Raw genomic sequence first — 16,559 nt, forward strand, 5'->3', positions numbered from 1 at the left:
CTCACTCGTCGACGGCGGTCCCGAACCCGGCGTCGGCGGGCGGCGCGGCCAGGGAACGCGGACCGTACGACCACGACCCCCGGGCCACCGTGCCGGCCGCCGACCCCGGCAGATACCAGGCCGCTCCGTCGGCGGAGTTCTCCCCGGGCGCCATGGCCAGCAGAGCGGCGCGCCCGTCACGGCCGGTGTCCACGAACCGGACCTGAGCGCCGAACCGGTCGCCCTTCTCGACCGTGCCCGGCACGTCCGCGGTGTTCTGCGTGAAGGAGACCGCGCCGGCCGTGGTCAGCCCCCGGGCCGAGCCGCGCAGCACGACGACCATCCCCGCGTCCCGTACGGCGCCGATGTCCTCGCCGGGCACGCCGACGGCCAGGTCCGCGAAACCGTCCCCGTCGGCATCGCCCAGCGACACGTCGTAGCCGAAGCCGTCGCCGAGTTCGGGAGTGCCGGGCACCCCCGGATCGCGCTGGAGCCACACCTGGTCGGGCCGGCCGTACTCGTCCAGATCGGTGAAGGTGTCGGGGCCGCCGAGGAACACCAGGACGGAGCCGCCGGTGAGCGGCTCGTACTCGTCCTCCAGCCGGTCCGGACGGCCCGCGACCAGGTCGTCGTACCCGTCGTGGTCGATGTCGCCGGAGGCGGTCGCCGGGCCACCGGGCAGGTCGCGGACATAGGTGAGGCCGCCGGCTCCGCCCCGGTAGACGGCCGAGCGTCCCTGACCGTCCTCCTCCAGGCTGCGCCCCGCGACGATCAGGTCCGCGTGGCCGTCGGCGTCGTAGTCGCCGGTGGTCAGCGACGCCGGCTGGATCTTCTCGTCGCCCGGGGCGCCGACCGTGTCGAGGCGGCCCGCGGGCCGCAGCGCGCCACCGGCGTGGGTGAACAGATGCACGCCCCGCCGGTCGGCCACGGCGAGCATGTCACCGGGGGCGGCGCCGCTCAGCCGCGCGGCGGCCACCGCCAGGCCGAACCCGGCGTCCGCGCCCGGTGTGGCCGCCCCGAACGTGACGCTGCCTGAGGCCTTGAGCCCGGTGCGCGAGCCGAACAGGACGGTGACCCGGCCCGCGTCCTTCACACCACCGACGTCCTCGCCGGGCACGGCCACGATCGCGTCGTCGTAGCCGTCGGCGTTCAGATCCCCGCTCGCGACGGCGGCACCGAAGCCGTCGCCGGACTCGGCGCTCCCGGGCACACCGGCGGTGTTCTGCCCGAACACCGCCGTGCGCGCCGCGCGGGCGCCGGTGGCGGTGCCGATGCCGTGCGCTCCGCCGTACTGGACGGTGACGTAGCCGGAGTTCTTACGGCTCCCGTCCGTCCCGGTCGGCGCCCCGACGAGGACGTCGTCGTACCCGTCGCCGTCGAAGTCGCTGCCGCGCTCGACGGTGTGCGCCCCGGCGGGTGTGCCCGCGTGGGTGCCGGGGGCCGCGGTGATCACCGCGCCCGTCAGGAGCAGGAAGGAGGCGGCGGCGACGGCCGCCGGGTTGCCGTGCGTCATGTGTTGTCCCTGGGGTCGCACCTGTGTGGCCTGTGCGGGTTGGACCCGCGAAGGGCCGCGACAGTTGTAGCCGCTGAGGGACCGGATGGCGCTCAGTCCCGCGGGTGCCATCCGGAGGTCTCCGCCGCCAGGACCCGCTGCCGCGCCTGCTCGACCGCGCGGGTCAGGGCCTCGATGTCGTAGGCGCCCTGGTGGCGCCGGCCGTTGATGAAGAAGGTGGGGGTGCCCGACACCCCGCTCAGGTCGGCCGAGTCGACGTCCTCCGCGATCCGCCGCGCCCCCCGGTGCCGCTCGAGGTCCTCGCGGAAGCGCTTCACGTCGAGCCCGATCTCCTCGGCGTAGGCCAGCAGATGCCGGCCGGTGAGCGCGTCCTGACGCTGCAGCAACAGGTCGTGCATCTCCCAGAACCTGCCCTGCCGTGCGGCGGCCTCCGCGGCCTCGGCGGCCAGCTGGGCGTGCGGATGGACGTCCGGGAGCGGGAGATGCCGCCACACATAGCGGATGTCCGAGTCCGAGCCCAGCAGTTCGCGCACCACCCGCTCGGCCTGCCCGCAGTAAGGGCACTCGAAGTCGCCGTACTCGACCACGGTCACGGCCGCGCGCTCGGGCCCGCGCACCCGGTCGTGCCGGGGGTCGACGGCCACCGCGAGATCCGTCGGTGTCTCGGACGTGCCCAGCAGGGCGCGGGCCCTGAGGGCCTCCGGCAGCAGCCCGATCGCGCCGGACACCAGCCAGGTCAGGGCGAACGCCACGACGAGTGAGGCGAGGACGCCGATCCGCGCCTGCTCCAGCTCCTCGCCCTCGAACGCGATCGCCGCGATCAGCAGGGACACCGTGAAGGACGCCCCGGCGACGGCCCCGCCCGCGGTGACCGAACCCCAGCCCACGGTGGGCCGCAGCACGCCGCGCGTCAGCAGCCGCGCGCCCGCCATGGAGCCGACGATCCCGATCAGCTTGCCCGCCGCGCAGCCCACCACGATGCCCAGCGTGATCGGCGAGGTGAACGCGTCGGCGAGTTTCGGCCCGCTGAGTTCGATGCCCGCGTTGGCCAGCGCGAACAGCGGCACGATGCCGTAGCTCACCCAGGGCAGGAACTTCTGCTCCAGCCGCTCGTTGGGTGAGATCGCGGCGGCGAGCCCCTGGACGGCGGAGCGCTGCAGCTCGGGCGTGGGCTGCTCACGGAACGAACGGAACAGCCGGCTCGCCCGCTCCAGGTCGCTGCGCGGCGCCGGATAGGCGACCACCAGCGCGCCCACGGCCAGCCCGGTGACGACGGGGTCGACGCCCGCCTCGTGCAGGGCGATCCACACGACCAGCGACATCAGGGCGCAGTAGATGCCGTTGCGGACGCCCGCCAGACGCAGCCCCACGATGGCCAGCAGACCGCCGAACGCCACCAGCAGCGCCATGAACTCGACGCCCTCGCTGTAGAAGACGGCGATCACCACCAGCGCCACCAGGTCGTCCACCACGGAGATCGACAGCATGAAGGCGCGCAGCGCGGCCGGCAGCCGGCGGCCGAACACCGCGAGGATGCCCAGGGCGAACGCCGTGTCCGTCGACATCGCCGTGCCCCACCCGTGCACCGAGTCATGACCGGCGTTGATGGCGACGTAGATCAGCGCGGGTACGACCATGCTGCCCAGGCCGGCCACCGCGCACAGCACCACCCAGCGCCGGTCCCGCAGGTCCCCCATGTCGAACTCGCGGCGCGCCTCCAGCCCCACCACGAAGAAGAACAGGCTCATCAGCCCGGCGTTGATCCACTCGTGCACGTCGAGCGCGAGGTGGTAGGTGTCGAAACCGATGGTGAAGGTCGCCCCCCACGCCGCCTCGTACGAGTGCGGGTCCATGTTGGCCCAGAGCAGAGCCACCACGACCGCAGCGAGCAGCAGGGCGGCGCTGCCCGTCTCGGTCTGCACGAACGTCCGCCAGCGCGCCCGGGTCTGGCTGGTCAACGGGTCACTGGCATCGCTGGGGTCGTAGCCGCTCACCGGCCGATTATCGCCACCCGTGCGCCCGCCGGGCAGTGGACGACCGGCCGCGCTCCCGTACGGCCCGCAGACGCTCACCCGGACGGCCGTGACGACCCCGGCCGAGGGGGCCGCCACGGCCCGCGGTCACGGCTGGGCGGTGAGCCGGAAGCTCTGGGCGGCCGACCCGTCGCACGGCCGTTGCACCAGCTGCACGCCGTTCGCCGCACCGCCGGTCGTGCTCAGGCACTTGCCGCTGTGCCGGGCGGTGAAGTGGTAGGCGCCGTCCGCCTCGCGCACCGGCAGCCACTGCTGGTTGCCGCCTCCGCCGTACGCCCACAGCTGCAGGGGCGCGTTGTCGGCGGTGGAGACGCCGGTGACGTCGACGACCTGGTTCGGGTTGCCCCGGATGGCGATCCGCGCGTACCCGCCGTCGGTGGGCCGGAACTGGAACTGCTGGGCGAGCGTGCCGTTGCAGGTGTACTGCTGGATGGGCGTGCCGTTGGCCGTCGCCGCCGACCGGGCGTCGACGCAGGTCCCGGCGGCCCGGTCGCTCAGCGCGTACCAGGCCGTCGGGGAGATCGGGTCGGTGGGCGCGGGACCCTCGCCCGCGCCGCCCAGCCACTTCAGGCCGTCGAGGAGGAAGCGGTTCTGGGTGGGGCTGGCGAACGTCGACGACAGCCGGGTGTTCGTGTCGTAGTTCATCGCGTTGTGCCCGAAGTTCGCGTACAGCATCCGGTACTGGGTGTTGGTCCACAGGATCGGGTAGTAGCCGCTGTACCAGGACTGGTTCGGGTCGGTGCCCAGCGGGAAACTGCTCGGATCGACCGAGGCCAGGATCTTGATGTCGGGGTTGGCCCGCAGGTCGTTCGACCAGCTGTACCACTCGCTCACGGCCGAGGTGAAGGTGCCGGGCAGACCGGCGGTCGAGGGGTGCGAACGGTCCTCGGTGCGCAGGACGGCGGTGGTGGGTCCCCAGGTGTTCGACCTGAAGTTCCCGCTGCCGAGGAAGGAGTTGTAGTACCAGGGCCAGGATCCCGCGTTCGTGGTGAACGCCGAGACGTGGAAGCCCATCCAGCCCCCGCCGCCGCGCACATACCGTTCGAAGCCGGACCGCTGGGCCGCCGTCTGCGGCGCGTCGTCGAGGAACAGGACGACCTGGTACTCGTCCACCCCGCCGTTCGCGAGCAGGTTCCAGTCGGTGGTCGCCCGGTACGTGAAGCCGTTCTCGGCCCCCGCCTGCGGGAACCACTGGTTGGCCTCCTTCACGAAGTCGATGTGGGCGGCGTCCCAAGTGCCGTTGTAGAAGGCGATGACCTTGAACGGGGCCGCCGCCTCGGGAGCGGCGGACGCGGAGCCCGCCGGGGCGGCGAGCCCGAGGAGGAGGGCCAGCAGGGCCAGCAGCCGGGCGAGGAAGTGGGGCCGTATGGGTGGGGTGCGTGGGGGCATGTCTGCTCCTCCTGCCGCCGGAGCGGCGCGAGTCGGGGGTGGGGTGGCCTTCGGTCAGCCGGCGTACTGGGCGAGGACGCGGGTGAACTCCCAGGGCTGCTGGGCCACCCCGGAGCAGCTGTCCGCGCCGCCACCGGTGCACGGCCGGTCCCGGTTGACCGACCAGAACGTCAGCCGCGCCAGATGCCGCTGCTGCGCGTAGGCGAGGATCGTGCGGAAGTCGGCGACGGTCACCGTCTCGTTGTTGTCCGTGATCCCGTTCATGGACGAGATGCCGGTGTGCCGGTACGCCTGGTCGTCGCTGTAGCCGTACGCGTTCTTCACGGCGGTCTTCAGGCCCTCGGCCGCGCGGACGGTGAGCTGCCCCATGTTCTGGCCGGCGCCGCCGAAGTTGAACGGCATGATGGTCCAGCTGTCCACGGTGAGCCCGGAGGCGGCGGCCCTGCCGATGAGGCTGCCGTCGGGCCCGTTCTGGCCGGTGCCGAAGGTGACGTAGACCTTGATGCCGGGGTTGTTCGCCTTGACGGTCTTCAGGGCGTCCACGGTGCGCTGCTGCACGGCCGGGCTGTCGTAGGCGGCGGCCTCGATGTCGATGTCGATCGCCTTCAGCCCGTAGGCGTTGATGACCTTCTGGTAGGCGGCGGCCAGCTCGCCCGCGCTGCCGCAGGAGCTCTCCAGCTTGTTGCCGCTCCAGCCGCCGAAGGACGGGATGACGTCACCGCCCGCGCCGCGCACGGTGTTGATCGTCTGCTGGTCCACCCCGCCGGTCAGCGGACGGCCGCCGTCCCACTGCGGGTTGCAGTACCCGTTGCTGAGGACGAAGGCGAGGGTGAACCATTTGACGCCGGTCGCGTTCATGACCGTCGTCGGGCTCGGCGGGTCGCCCCAGCCGTTGTAGAGGTACGGGGCGACCGCCATCGCGCCCGGTCCCGGGGCCGGGGTGTCGGCTCCGGGAGCGGTCCACTTCTGCTGGGCGGCACCGGTGCACGTCCAGAGCTGCACCGGGGTCCCGTTGGCGGAGCTCGCCCCCTTCACGTCGAGGCACTTGTCGGCCTGCGGATTGACGAGGTCGCGGGCGGCGGTGACGTTCCAGCGCTGGGCGGCGCTGCCGTTGCAGTCCCACAGCTGCACCCGGGTGCCGTCGGCGGTGCCGCCGGACGCCACGTCCAGGCACTTGCCGAGGGCGCGGATCGTGCCGTCGGAGCCGACGTTCCACTGCTGGGCGCCGGTGCCGTTGCAGTCGTAGAGCTGTACGGCGGTGCCGTTGGCGGTGGCCGCGCCGGCGACGTCCAGACACTTGCCGCCGAGGCCGGTGATCTGCCCGGTGGCCTGGGCGGCGGCGTGTGCGGGGAGGGCGGTGAGCGGGGTGAGGAGGAGGGCGGCCACGGCGGCGCCGGCGGCACCGCGCCGGGCGGTCCGAGGGAGGGAGGAAGAAGGCATGCGTCGTCCTGTTCTGTCGTCGTCGCGCGGAGCGGCTCGCGGCTCACCCACGACCGAGGCTGCTTGGCGTGCCCATGACAGACGGGAAGTGGGGGGCTGTGAAGTCGTCGACCGCTGAACGAGGGTGGGGGGAAACAGGGGTTACTGCGGGATGCAGAGTTACTTCACACCGTGAATTTAAGGAGCAGCGGAAAACCCCTGTCAAGACATCGGACGGGGTTTGGTCCAGTCCAATGTGAGTGGCAGGGGTTCTCGGTGCCGGGGGCTGTGCTGTCGGAAGGGCCGTCCTCCGTCAGCCGTCCGAACCGGCGGCGACCGTGGGCGTGTCGTCGGCGGCGAACGCGCTCAGGATGCGGGCCAGGTCGGCGGGGGCGGCCGCGAGGCGGACCGGCCTGCCCGCGTCGTCCAGTTCGGCGATGTCCCAGCTCCTCGGCACCAGGTCGCCGTCCCCGCCGCGGGGCCGGCGCACGGTCCGGACGGTGAGCCGCTCCACCGGGATCGGCCGCGCCGCGAACCGGCCCGGACCGGCGTGGGGGAGTACGGCGGGCTCACCGCCCCCGAGGACGATGTGGGTGCCGAAGCCGTTCGGGTTGTACTCGGTGGCCTCCAGGAACCGGGCGGGCAGGAACACGTCCTCGGCTCCCGTGTCCACCGGTGCATGCGGTGTGCTGTCCGCCCCGGCCGTACGGATACGGGTGGCGCGCCAGGCCAGGGCGAACAGACCGACCGAGAGCAGCGACCCCGCGCCGGCCCAGGCGGCACCGGCCGGCGAACCGGGCACGAGGGTCGGATGCGTGTAGCAGTACGGCAGCGCCCACACGGCCGTGCCGACGAGGGCACCGGCGAAGGGGAGCGGCGACGGCAGCATCTCGTCGGCGGGCCGCCGGCGCGCGCGCCTGCGCAGCACGATCAGGGCGGCCGGGTAGGCGGCGATGAGCGCGGACATCGCCGCGATCACGGTGACCTCCCCTGCGGCGGGGAAGTGCTCGCGCCACGCGTGGTGTTCCGCGACGATCTCCCGCACCTGGCGCCGCCAGACGGTGAGTTCGACGCGGTCGCCCTCGTCGAACCCGGAGGCTCCCTCCTTCGACACCGAGACCCGCTCCACCGGGCGCCCGCCGGTGAAGTACACCCAGCTCTGGCCCTTCCCCCGCGCCACGTCGGTGCGCTCGACCACGGCCGGAAGGTACGTCAGACAGTCCGCGTCGCGCCCCGACGACTCCTCGGCGCACGGCACGGCCGACGTCCACGCCAGCTTTTTCTCGGCCACCACCGGGACGAAGCACGCGGCCAGCACGGCCCCCGCGAGGAACAGGACGCAGAGGAAGGCGGGGAGCCGGAGGCTGCGCCCGGCCGTGCCCTTGGTCAGCACGGCGAGATGGTCCGACTCCGGTGCGCCGTGCTCGCGGTGCAGCGCGCGCAGCGCCTCCACGGTGGCGTCGAACTCGGACCGGTCGTCGGCGGCCGTTCCGAACGGCAGGGGGAGGCGCAGGGTCCGCCCGCCCCGCGTGACGACGTGCACGCGATACAGCTCGCCGTTCCGCACGTACTGGACGTGCACCCGCACATCGGCGACGTCGCCCCAGGCCACACTTCGGCGACGCAGCAGCGTCCGGTACGACAGCCCGCGCGCGTCGGCGTGCACCCGGACGGCGAGGCCGTACATCCCCACGACGCCGATCGGCACGAGCACGCAGGCCCCGGCGGCGACCCACCGGTCGGGAACCCCACCCGTGCCCACGAGCCGGGCCACGGCCAGGACCAGCCCGGCCACGCCGAGACCGACGAAGAACCACAGGGGCCGCCTCGACCGAGTGCGGCACGTCACTTGGGGCACGCTGTTCATACGCGGAAGCGTGCCATCACCCGTCTCCGAACTGCTTGTCGGGTCCACGGCAGAGTTCGGGCGGCCGATGTTGCCGGGTTGGCACACCTCGGGCAGGTCAGGGCCCGACCCGATCGTCCTTGGGCGTCGTCTCTAGCAACTCCTCGTCGGGCCACCAGCCGGAGACATCACCGAGGGGGACGGCTGCGATGGACGCGTCGATCACGACAGGCCCAAGGTCATGGTGCGGGTGCCCGGGGTGAAGGTGGTGAAGGACTGGGACCAGGTCGTGTCCGGCCAGGCGTAGGTCACCTGGCCTTCGGTGGGGCGGTAGTGGGCGGTGTAGACGGTGCCCAGGCCCTCGTCGTAGGCGAGTTGGTAGAGGGGCGGCTTCAGCATCGCCGCCATGTCGCGGCCCGCCGCGCGGATGGCGGTCAGGCGTTCCTGGGTTCTCGAGAACCGTTCCTGGTCCTCGGGTACCGGCAGGTGCTGGTGGTTGGCGGCGCAGGTGTCCGGTGCCTCGGTCAAGGGGATGTCCGGTCCCACGAACACCGTGCGGGAGCGGGTGGCGTCGACCAGCGTGACGTTCTGCGGGATGGCGATGGGGAGGGAGCCGAGTCTGGCGACCGCCTCGTCGACGGTCGTGCACGTCTCCAGCAGGTACCGCAGGACGATCGGGATCGCGAAGCCCGGGCCGTGGACGAAGCGGCCGCCGAAGGTGAGGGAGACGGCGAGTCCCGCGTCGTTCATGCCGTCCAGCAGGCCCCAGGCGGCTTCCTGCATGCCGATCACCGGTCGCAGGAAGTGGGAGCGGACGATCGTGCCCTCGCAGTCGTCGGGGGCGAAGTCGTAGTTGCGGAGCAGTTCGCCCTCGGAGCCGATCTGGGTGCAGCCCGAGAAGAACGGCCGTAGTGCCGCCAGGGTGAGGAAGGTCGTCGCCTCCGGCCGGTCGAGCTGGGCGGCGAGGCGATCGAGCACGGGGACCAGCTCGGGCATGTGCTGCTCGAAGAGCTTGCGTGCGTCCTGCGCGCCTGCCTCTGTCCTGCCCTCCTCGGTCAGCCAGGCCTCCGCGAGCGGCCACAGCGGCTGGGCGTAGGCGGCCCAGCGTCCGTCGCTTCCGTCGCCTGTCTCGAGGGCGCGGAAGGTCTTCTGTCGGCGGGTCATGGTGGCCGCTCCTCTGCCCGGGGCCTGTGGTGGAGTGGCGCCAACGTAGTTAATTTCGCTGGTCGTTGGCCAGCGAGGGGCATTGGGGGTGCGCTGCAGACCGCCGGGGCTGGGCCGGCGGCCTGCCTGCTCGCTGCTCCGGTCAGCCCGGGAGGGCGCTCAGTTCGCCGCCGTCGGCGATCAGGACCGCCCCGTTGACGTACGAGCTCGCCGGTCCCGCCAGGAACGACACGATCTCGGCGATCTCCTCCGGCTCACCGACCTTGCCGCGCACGTTGGTGCGGTTCATGACCTCCGCGTTGTCGCCGAGCATGGCCACCGTCCCCTCGGTGCGCACGGGACCCGGCGAGACGGTGTTGACCCGTATCCCTGGACACCGACCTGGGCTGGGCGATCCGCCTGGTCTCCACCGCGTTCCGCCGGGTGGCCACCGCCTCCGTCGCCGACCTGCCGGGCGGCGCCCGCGGCTACCTCGTCCTGGTCGCCCTCGCCCAGGGCGAGCCGCCCTCCCAGTTGGCCCTCGCCAAGGAGGTCAGCCTGGACCGGACCGTGATGACGTACCTCCTCGACGACCTCGAAGCGCACGACCTGGTGCTGCGCCGACCCGACCCACGTGATCGGCGCGCGCGTCAGGTCGTCCTGACCGAGGCCGGCCGCGCCCGTCTCGGCGACGTGCGCCGCAGCCTCGCCTCCGCCGAGGCCCGCCTGCTGGCCGACCTCACCGACGGGGACGCCGAGCAGCTGCGCGCCCTGCTCTCCCGGGTCGCGCAGACCGCCCAGCGGGAACTGGTGGCGCCGGACGAGATGAAGTGCTGAGATCCTCCAGCCCTTAGCCGGACGGGACCTTCGAATTCCGTCCTAGGGCCGGTCGACTCATGCGGCCTCCGGCCGCGCGTGCGACGTTGGTGAGAGCAGCAGAACGCGGGATCACGCACCACCGCGCACCACCGCGAGGAAGGGCGACGGCCATGCGAGCGCACGTCGGAGATCAACTGGTCATCGAGAGCCCGTCCACCGGCGCCGCCAAACGCGACGGCGAGATCATCGGGCTGCACCACGAGGACGGGACGCCCCCGTACGACGTGCGCTGGTCGGACACGGACGAGGTGACCCTCGTCTTCCCCGGCCCCGACGCGCACGTCCACCACATCGAGCAGGAGGAGCCCGGCGCCGGGTCCGACACCGGGCGCAGGGCGCCTCGGGGGAGAACCCCCAACCCGGGTGACATGGGCCGCCGCCTGGTCGCCGCGCGCCGCCGGAACGGGCTCAGCCGTGAGGAGACGGCAGCCCGGGCCCGGATGTCCCCGGACTATCTGGCCTACCTGGAGGAACACCCCGCCGACCCGACCGCGGCCACCCTCACCCGCCTCGCCGACGTCCTCGGCACCACGGCGACCGCGCTGCGCGGCGGAGGCGCGGACCTGCCGCCCGGCCAGGGGCACGCCCTGCTCCGCCCGGAGGTGACCGACCTGGACCCGGACACCTGCCGTGCCCTGCTGTCGACGCACGGAGTGGGGCGCGTCGGGGTGACGGAGTCCGGCGGGCGCCCGGCGATCGTCCCGGTCAACTACGAGATCGTCGATGACATGATCGCCTTCCGGACGGAACCCGGCTCGGTCGTCGCGGCGGCCGCCGGGACGGAGTTCGCCTTCGAGGTGGACCACGTGGACGAGACCCTCAGCCAGGGCTGGAGCGTGCTGGCGGTGGGGCCCGCGAACGCGGTCACGGACGCCGGCACGGCCCGGCGGCTCACCGAGAACGCGCACACCACGCCCTGGGTGGGCGGGGAACGGGAGTTGTGGATCACGCTGCGGCCCGCACGCCTCACGGGCCGCCGTATCGCCCCGGCCGAGCGGCAGGACGCCGGCGACCGCTGACAGGTCGCACGCGCCAAGCACTCCTACAGCAAGCAGACTTGCCGTCCGTGGGTCCGAACGTACCCACGCGGTAGGGCCGTTCAGCCCCCCGGCCCGTCCCCTTCGGCACCGCGTCACGTCATGTCCCCACCGGGATAGTGGACGACGTCAACGGCGCATCCGTCCCGAGGGGGATGAAGATCATGGCTGTGCACGATCCGTCACACCGGCACCCCGGTCTGCGATTCTCGCCCGCGCGTGAGGCCACCACCGAGTCCGCCATCGGCGAGGCCGCGGCCGGCCGTACCGCCGTGAGCGCGTACGTCCTCGCCGGGCTGCGGCTGCTCACCGGCTTCGTCTTCCTGTGGGCCTTCCTGGACAAGACCTTCGGCCTCGGCTACGCCACCCCGTCCGGCAAGGGGTGGATCGACGGAGGCTCGCCGACCCGCGGCTTCCTCGGTGGGGTCGCGGTCGGCCCGATGGAGTCGGTCTTCCACTCCTGGGCCGGTGACGCCTGGGCGGACTGGCTGTTCATGCTCGGGCTGCTCGGCATCGGCGTCGCCCTCACCCTCGGCGTCGCACTGCGGCTCGCCGCCGTCGCCGGCACCGTGATGATGGCCCTGATGTGGATGGCCGAGTGGCCTCCCGCCCGGCATCTGTCCGACGGCTCGCCGAGCATGTCGACCAACCCCTTCGCCGACTACCACCTCGTCTACGCCGTCGTCCTGATCGCGCTCGCCGCCGCAGGGGCCGGCGCCGTCTGGGGGCTCGGCCACGCCTGGGCCCGGCTGCCGTTCGTCGCCCGTCACCCCTGGCTGCGCTGACCGGGCGCCGTTGGGCCGGTCGGCCCCGGCAGGGGACCAGCGGCCCCTGCCCCCGCGCCCGCCCGCGAACGACCCTGGAAGCAGAGATCGGATCAGGAGGCAGCATCATGTTCCGCACTGTTGTCGCAGGTCTGGACGGTTCGTCCGAGAGCCGGTCCGCGACCGAGTGGGCGGCCCGCGAGGCGCGGCTGCGCGGACTGCCGTTGACCATCGTCCATGTCTGGGAGCCCATCCCTCCGCCCATGGCCCAGGCCCCGCTCCTCGGCGCCGAGACCCAGCAGAACTGGACCGAGCGCATGCCGCGCGAGGCCGCCGACGCGATCCGGCTGCGCCACCCCGACATGGAGCTGACCATCGAACAGCGCACGGGCGACGCCACCGAAGCTCTGCTGGACGCGGCGAAGGACGCCGAGCTCATCGTGCTCGGCTCGCGCGGCCTGAGCGGGATCGGCGGGTTCATGGTCGGCTCCGTCGGACTGTCGGTGGCCGCTCGTTCGGAACGCCCCGTCGTCCTCGTCCGGGCCGGTGAACAGGCCACCGACGAGCACGAACCGGACGCCGACGGGCTGCCGTCGACCCAGACGCCGTTCCGGCCCGTCGTCCTCGGACTCGACGCGAACAGCCCCGACGGGACGCTGATCGAGTTCGCGTTCGAGGAGGCCGCCCGCCGTGGGACCCGGCTGCGTGTGCTCCACGGCTGGAACCTCCCGCCGTACTACGTCTACGGCCTGACCGTCGACATCGAACTCCAGGACAAGGTCGTCCGGCAGCAGGCCGCCCTGCTAGCCGACGCCCTGAAGCCCTGGCGGCAGAAGTTCCCCGACGTCGAGGTCAGCGAGGAAGTGCCCGCCGGCAGCCCTGGAGCACGGCTCGTGGACGTCTCCCGCGAGGCGTCCCTGGTGGTCGTCGGCCGCCGTATCCGCCGCCGCCCGTTCGGCGCGCACATCGGCCCGGTGACCCACGCCGTCCTCCACCACGCCGTGGCACCGGTCGCCGTCGTCCCGCACCACTGACGGACGGCCCCGGGCCGCACCGGCCCACACCGGAGAACACCGTAGAAGACCGCAGAACACCGTAGAAGACTGCACCAGGGGGAGCGATGAAGGACGACACGCCCGGCCGGCCCACCGCCCACGCCCTCCTGGCGGACGGCACCACCGTGGGCATCCGCCCGGCCGGGCCGGCCGACCACGACCGGATCCGCGCCCTGTACGACGCCATGTCCCCGGAGACCCTGCGCCTGCGCTTCTTCACCGCCGGCCGGGGCTCCGCCGAGGCCGCCGCCGACCTGACCTGCGGGCCACCCCGCCCCGGACACCTCGCCCTGCTGGCCGAGACCGGCGGCGACGTCGTCGGACTCGCCGAGTACGACACGGGCGGCGCCCCGGACGCGGACACGGCCGAGGTCTCCCTCGCGGTCGCCGACCATCTGCACCACCGCGGCATCGGCACCCTCCTCGTCGAGCACCTCGTCTCCGCCGCCCGCGCCGCCGGCATCACCACCTTCGCCGCCGACGCGCTCAGCGAGAACCACGAGGTGCTGCGGCTCTTCGCCGGCCTCGGCCTGCGCACCGCCCGCCACTTCGACGGCCCCGAGGTCCGGTGCGTCATCGCCCTCGACCAGAGCGACACCTACCTCACCGCCGTCGAGGAACGCGGCCGTACCGCCGACGTCCTCAGCCTCGAAGCACTCCTGCGCCCCCGGACCGTCGCCGTGATCGGCGCCGGCCGCCGGCCGGGCTCGGCGGGCCGGGCGATCCTGCACCAGCTGCGCTCCGGCGGCTGCACGGGCCGCCTCTTCGCCGTGCACCCCACCGCACGGTCCCTCCTCGGAGTCCCATGCCACCCCTCGGTGGACGCGCTGCCCGTGACACCCGATCTCGCGGTGCTGGCCGTCCCCGCCGACGCGATCCCCGCGGCCGCCGAGGAGTGCGGCAAGTCCGGCGTACGGGCCGTCCTCGTCGTCACGGGCGGGCTGGACGCCGTACAGGGCCGCGAACTGCTCGACACCTGCCGGTCCCACGGCATGCGCCTGGTCGGCCCGAACTGCCTCGGCCTCGCGAACACCGACCCGGACCAGCGCCTGTACGCCACGTTCGCCCCGCGTCCCCCGAGTGCCGGTACGGCCGGTGTGGCCGTGCAGTCCGGTGGGGTGGGCATCGCGCTGCTCGACGGGCTGTCCCGGCTCGGCATCGGCGTCTCCACCTTCGCCTCCCTCGGCGACAAGTACGACGTCAGTGGCAACGACATGCTCCAGTGGTGGGAGAGCGACGGCCGCACCGACCTCGCCCTGCTGTACCTGGAGTCCTTCGGCAGCCCGCGCGCCTTCTCCCGTACCGCCCGGCGTGTGACCCGCCGGATGCCGGTCCTGACCGTCGACGCCGGCCGCACCGAGGCCGGCCGGCGCGCCGCCGCCTCCCACACCGCGGCCGCCGCGACCCGCACCATGACTCGCGCGGCGCTGTTCACCCAGGCCGGCATCACGGCGACCCGCTCCTGCGGCGAACTCCTCGAAACCGCCGCGCTGATGCACTCCCAGCCACTGCCCGCCGGACCCCGTGTCGCCGTCGTCACCAACGCGGGCGGCGCCGGTGTCCTCACCGCCGACGCCTGCGCCGAGGCGGGACTCCAACTCCCCGAACTCACCACGGACCTCGCGGCCGACCTGCCCGCCGACGCCGTCACCGGCAACCCCGTCGACGTCACCGCCGCCGTCACCGAGGACCAGCTCACCACCTGCGTGGACCGGCTCCTGCGCCACCGTGCCGTGGACGCCGTCGTCGTCGCCCTCGTCCCCACGGCGCTCGCCGCCGCCACCGGTGACGACCTCGTCCGGGCCCTCACCCGGTCCGGACGGCACCCCAAGCCGGTCGTCGCCGTACGCCTCGGACAGGCCCTGCCCGTCGAACGGCTGCCCGCGGCCGACGGCACCACCGTCCCCTCCTACGCCGAACCCCAGGCGGCCGCGCGGGCGTTGGCGCACGCCGCCCGCCGTGCCGCATGGCTCGCCCGCCCCCTCGGCACGGTCCCCGCCCTCGACGGCGTCGAGACCGGCCGCGCCCGCGCCATCGCCGACACGTTCCTCGACCGGCACCCGGACGGCGGCTGGCTGCATCCGCGGGAGGTCGCCGCACTTCTCGGCTGCTACGGCATCCTCCAGGCGCCCTGGGCCTGGGCCGAGACCGAGGAGGACGCCGTCCTGGCCGCCGAGCGGCTGCGCGGCTTCGACGGGCGTGTCGTGATGAAGGGCCACTGGCCCGGACTCGTGCACAAGAGCGCCGAGCACGCCGTCCATCTCGACCTGCGCGGCGACTCCCAGGTCCGGGCCGCCTTCCGCGACCTGGAGACCCGCTTCGCCGGATTGCTGGACGGCGTCCTGATCCAGCCGCTCGCCGACCGCGGCACCGAACTGTTCGCCGGTGTCATGCAGGACGAGGTCTTCGGCCCGCTCGTCCTCTTCGGACTCGGCGGCACCGCCAGCGACGTCCTCGCCGACCACGCGGCCCGCCTCGCCCCGCTCACCGACCACGACGTGCACGACCTGATCACGACACCCCGGTGCGCCCCACTCCTCCTCGGCGCGGACGGCGCACGGCCCGCCGACCTCGCCGGGCTCGAGCAACTGCTGCTGCGCCTGTCCCGGATGGCGGCCGACCTGCCGCAGCTCGCCGAGGCCGACTTCAACCCGGTGCTCGCGACACCGGAGAGCGTCACCGTGCTCGACGCGCGGGTGCGCCTGGTGCCCCGCGCACCCCAGGACCCGTATCTGCGCCGACTGCGCTGAGGAGGCCCCCGATGAAACACGACAAGGTCGGCTCGGTCATGACCACGGACGTCGTCCGCGCCGAGTACGGCACCCCGTTCAAGGAAGTCGCCCGGCTGCTCGCCCGGCACCACATCAGCGGACTCCCCGTCGTGGACGACGACGAGATGGTCCTCGGCGTCCTCTCCGAGACCGACCTGCTGGCCCGCCACGCCGCCGAGCCCGGCACCGGGAAGCGGTTCGGCCTCGACCGGCTGACCCGCGCCGGACGCCGGCGCGCCGCGAAGGCCGAGGCCCGCACCGCCGGGCAGTTGATGACCGAGCCCCCGATCACCGTCCACGCCGACGAAACGATCGTGGAGGCGGCCCGGACGATGGCACAACACCGGGTGGAACGACTGCCCGTCCTGGACGAGGAGAACCGCCTCGTCGGCATCGTCACCCGCCGTGACCTGCTCCAGGTCTTCCTCCGGCCGGACGAGGACATCCGCGCCGAGGTCGTCGACGAGGTGCTGGCGCGCGCCCTGTGGCTGCCGCCGCGCGCTGTCACGGTCACCGTCGTGGAGGGCGTGGTCACGGTGGCGGGCCATCTGGAGCGCCGCAGCGAGACGGAGATCGCGGTGTCGATGGCCCGTCAGATCGACGGTGTGGTGGCGGTGGTGAACCAGCTGTCCTACCGCCTGGACGACGCACATACCCGCCCCGAGGAACCGGCCCTGCACGGCTTCGCGCACGACTGGCTCCGCGGGCCGTGAACCGAGAGTGGACAGGAG

General features: G+C 73.1%; 13 protein-coding genes. 6 read left to right on the forward strand and 7 right to left on the reverse strand.

Annotated elements, in window-relative coordinates; genetic code table 11:
- Window position 1: 1 nt before the first annotated feature.
- The 7 genes from KBY32_RS24380 to KBY32_RS24410 all read right to left on the reverse strand — a co-directional run bounded on the left by KBY32_RS24380 (window position 2) and on the right by KBY32_RS24410 (window position 9,680).
- Window positions 2-1,492 carry an FG-GAP-like repeat-containing protein gene (locus tag KBY32_RS24380; protein ID WP_210981623.1) on the reverse strand — a complete coding sequence of 497 codons (1,491 nt, stop codon included), beginning with the start codon at window positions 1,490-1,492 and terminating at the stop codon, window positions 2-4.
- Between the two features lie 92 nt (window positions 1,493-1,584).
- Window positions 1,585-3,486, reverse strand: coding sequence for a Na+/H+ antiporter NhaA (locus KBY32_RS24385; protein WP_210981624.1), 1,902 nt, complete (start codon window positions 3,484-3,486; stop codon window positions 1,585-1,587).
- A gap of 126 nt (window positions 3,487-3,612) precedes the next feature.
- Entirely contained in the window at window positions 3,613-4,914 is a 1,302-nt protein-coding gene (locus tag KBY32_RS24390; protein WP_210981625.1) for a ThuA domain-containing protein, read from the reverse strand.
- A gap of 54 nt (window positions 4,915-4,968) precedes the next feature.
- Entirely contained in the window at window positions 4,969-6,354 is a 1,386-nt protein-coding gene (locus KBY32_RS24395; RefSeq protein WP_210981626.1) for a chitinase, read from the reverse strand.
- 292 nt (window positions 6,355-6,646) lie between these two features.
- Window positions 6,647-8,200: a PH domain-containing protein gene (locus KBY32_RS24400; protein ID WP_210981627.1), complete on the reverse strand. Its 1,554-nt coding sequence runs from the start codon at window positions 8,198-8,200 to the stop codon at window positions 6,647-6,649.
- 201 nt (window positions 8,201-8,401) lie between these two features.
- The gene (locus KBY32_RS24405; protein WP_210981628.1) at window positions 8,402-9,343 is read right to left on the reverse strand and encodes a C45 family autoproteolytic acyltransferase/hydolase; all 942 of its coding nucleotides are present in this window, start codon (window positions 9,341-9,343) and stop codon (window positions 8,402-8,404) included.
- A gap of 142 nt (window positions 9,344-9,485) precedes the next feature.
- Window positions 9,486-9,680 (reverse strand): SDR family oxidoreductase, encoded by a 195-nt coding sequence (locus tag KBY32_RS24410; protein WP_308293790.1) that lies wholly within the window; start codon window positions 9,678-9,680, stop codon window positions 9,486-9,488.
- 86 nt (window positions 9,681-9,766) lie between these two features.
- Between KBY32_RS24410 and KBY32_RS24415 the strand changes: the two genes are divergently transcribed.
- The 6 genes from KBY32_RS24415 (at window position 9,767) to KBY32_RS24440 (ending at window position 16,541) form a co-directional block, all read left to right on the forward strand.
- Window positions 9,767-10,159 carry a MarR family winged helix-turn-helix transcriptional regulator gene (locus KBY32_RS24415; protein ID WP_210981629.1) on the forward strand — a complete coding sequence of 131 codons (393 nt, stop codon included), beginning with the start codon at window positions 9,767-9,769 and terminating at the stop codon, window positions 10,157-10,159.
- Window positions 10,160-10,311: 152 nt separating this feature from the next.
- Window positions 10,312-11,220 (forward strand): DUF1918 domain-containing protein, encoded by a 909-nt coding sequence (locus KBY32_RS24420; RefSeq protein WP_210981630.1) that lies wholly within the window; start codon window positions 10,312-10,314, stop codon window positions 11,218-11,220.
- Between the two features lie 182 nt (window positions 11,221-11,402).
- Window positions 11,403-12,023, forward strand: coding sequence for a DoxX family membrane protein (locus KBY32_RS24425; protein ID WP_210981631.1), 621 nt, complete (start codon window positions 11,403-11,405; stop codon window positions 12,021-12,023).
- A 107-nt stretch (window positions 12,024-12,130) separates the two neighbouring features.
- Entirely contained in the window at window positions 12,131-13,036 is a 906-nt protein-coding gene (locus KBY32_RS24430; RefSeq protein WP_210981632.1) for a universal stress protein, read from the forward strand.
- An 86-nt stretch (window positions 13,037-13,122) separates the two neighbouring features.
- Complete coding sequence (locus KBY32_RS24435) at window positions 13,123-15,807, forward strand: GNAT family N-acetyltransferase (protein WP_210981633.1); 2,685 nt, start codon at window positions 13,123-13,125, stop codon at window positions 15,805-15,807.
- A gap of 11 nt (window positions 15,808-15,818) precedes the next feature.
- On the forward strand, window positions 15,819-16,541 hold the full coding sequence (locus KBY32_RS24440; protein ID WP_210981634.1) for a CBS domain-containing protein: 723 nt from the start codon (window positions 15,819-15,821) through the stop codon (window positions 16,539-16,541).
- Window positions 16,542-16,559: the final 18 nt, after the last annotated feature.

Origin of the sequence: Streptomyces sp. RK62 (assembly GCF_018070255.1) — a bacterium.
Taxonomy (GTDB): domain Bacteria; phylum Actinomycetota; class Actinomycetes; order Streptomycetales; family Streptomycetaceae; genus Streptomyces; species Streptomyces nigra.

Coding starts and splice junctions, on each gene's coding strand:
- KBY32_RS24380 (WP_210981623.1), bottom strand. CDS start 1,492: ATGACGCACGGCAACCCGGCGGCCGTCGCCGCCGCCTCCTTCCTGCTC.
- KBY32_RS24390 (WP_210981625.1), bottom strand. CDS start 4,914: ATGCCCCCACGCACCCCACCCATACGGCCCCACTTCCTCGCCCGGCTG.
- KBY32_RS24395 (WP_210981626.1), bottom strand. CDS start 6,354: ATGCCTTCTTCCTCCCTCCCTCGGACCGCCCGGCGCGGTGCCGCCGGC.
- KBY32_RS24400 (WP_210981627.1), bottom strand. CDS start 8,200: ATGAACAGCGTGCCCCAAGTGACGTGCCGCACTCGGTCGAGGCGGCCC.
- KBY32_RS24405 (WP_210981628.1), bottom strand. CDS start 9,343: ATGACCCGCCGACAGAAGACCTTCCGCGCCCTCGAGACAGGCGACGGA.
- KBY32_RS24420 (WP_210981630.1), top strand. CDS start 10,312: ATGCGAGCGCACGTCGGAGATCAACTGGTCATCGAGAGCCCGTCCACC.
- KBY32_RS24425 (WP_210981631.1), top strand. CDS start 11,403: ATGGCTGTGCACGATCCGTCACACCGGCACCCCGGTCTGCGATTCTCG.
- KBY32_RS24430 (WP_210981632.1), top strand. CDS start 12,131: ATGTTCCGCACTGTTGTCGCAGGTCTGGACGGTTCGTCCGAGAGCCGG.
- KBY32_RS24435 (WP_210981633.1), top strand. CDS start 13,123: ATGAAGGACGACACGCCCGGCCGGCCCACCGCCCACGCCCTCCTGGCG.
- KBY32_RS24440 (WP_210981634.1), top strand. CDS start 15,819: ATGAAACACGACAAGGTCGGCTCGGTCATGACCACGGACGTCGTCCGC.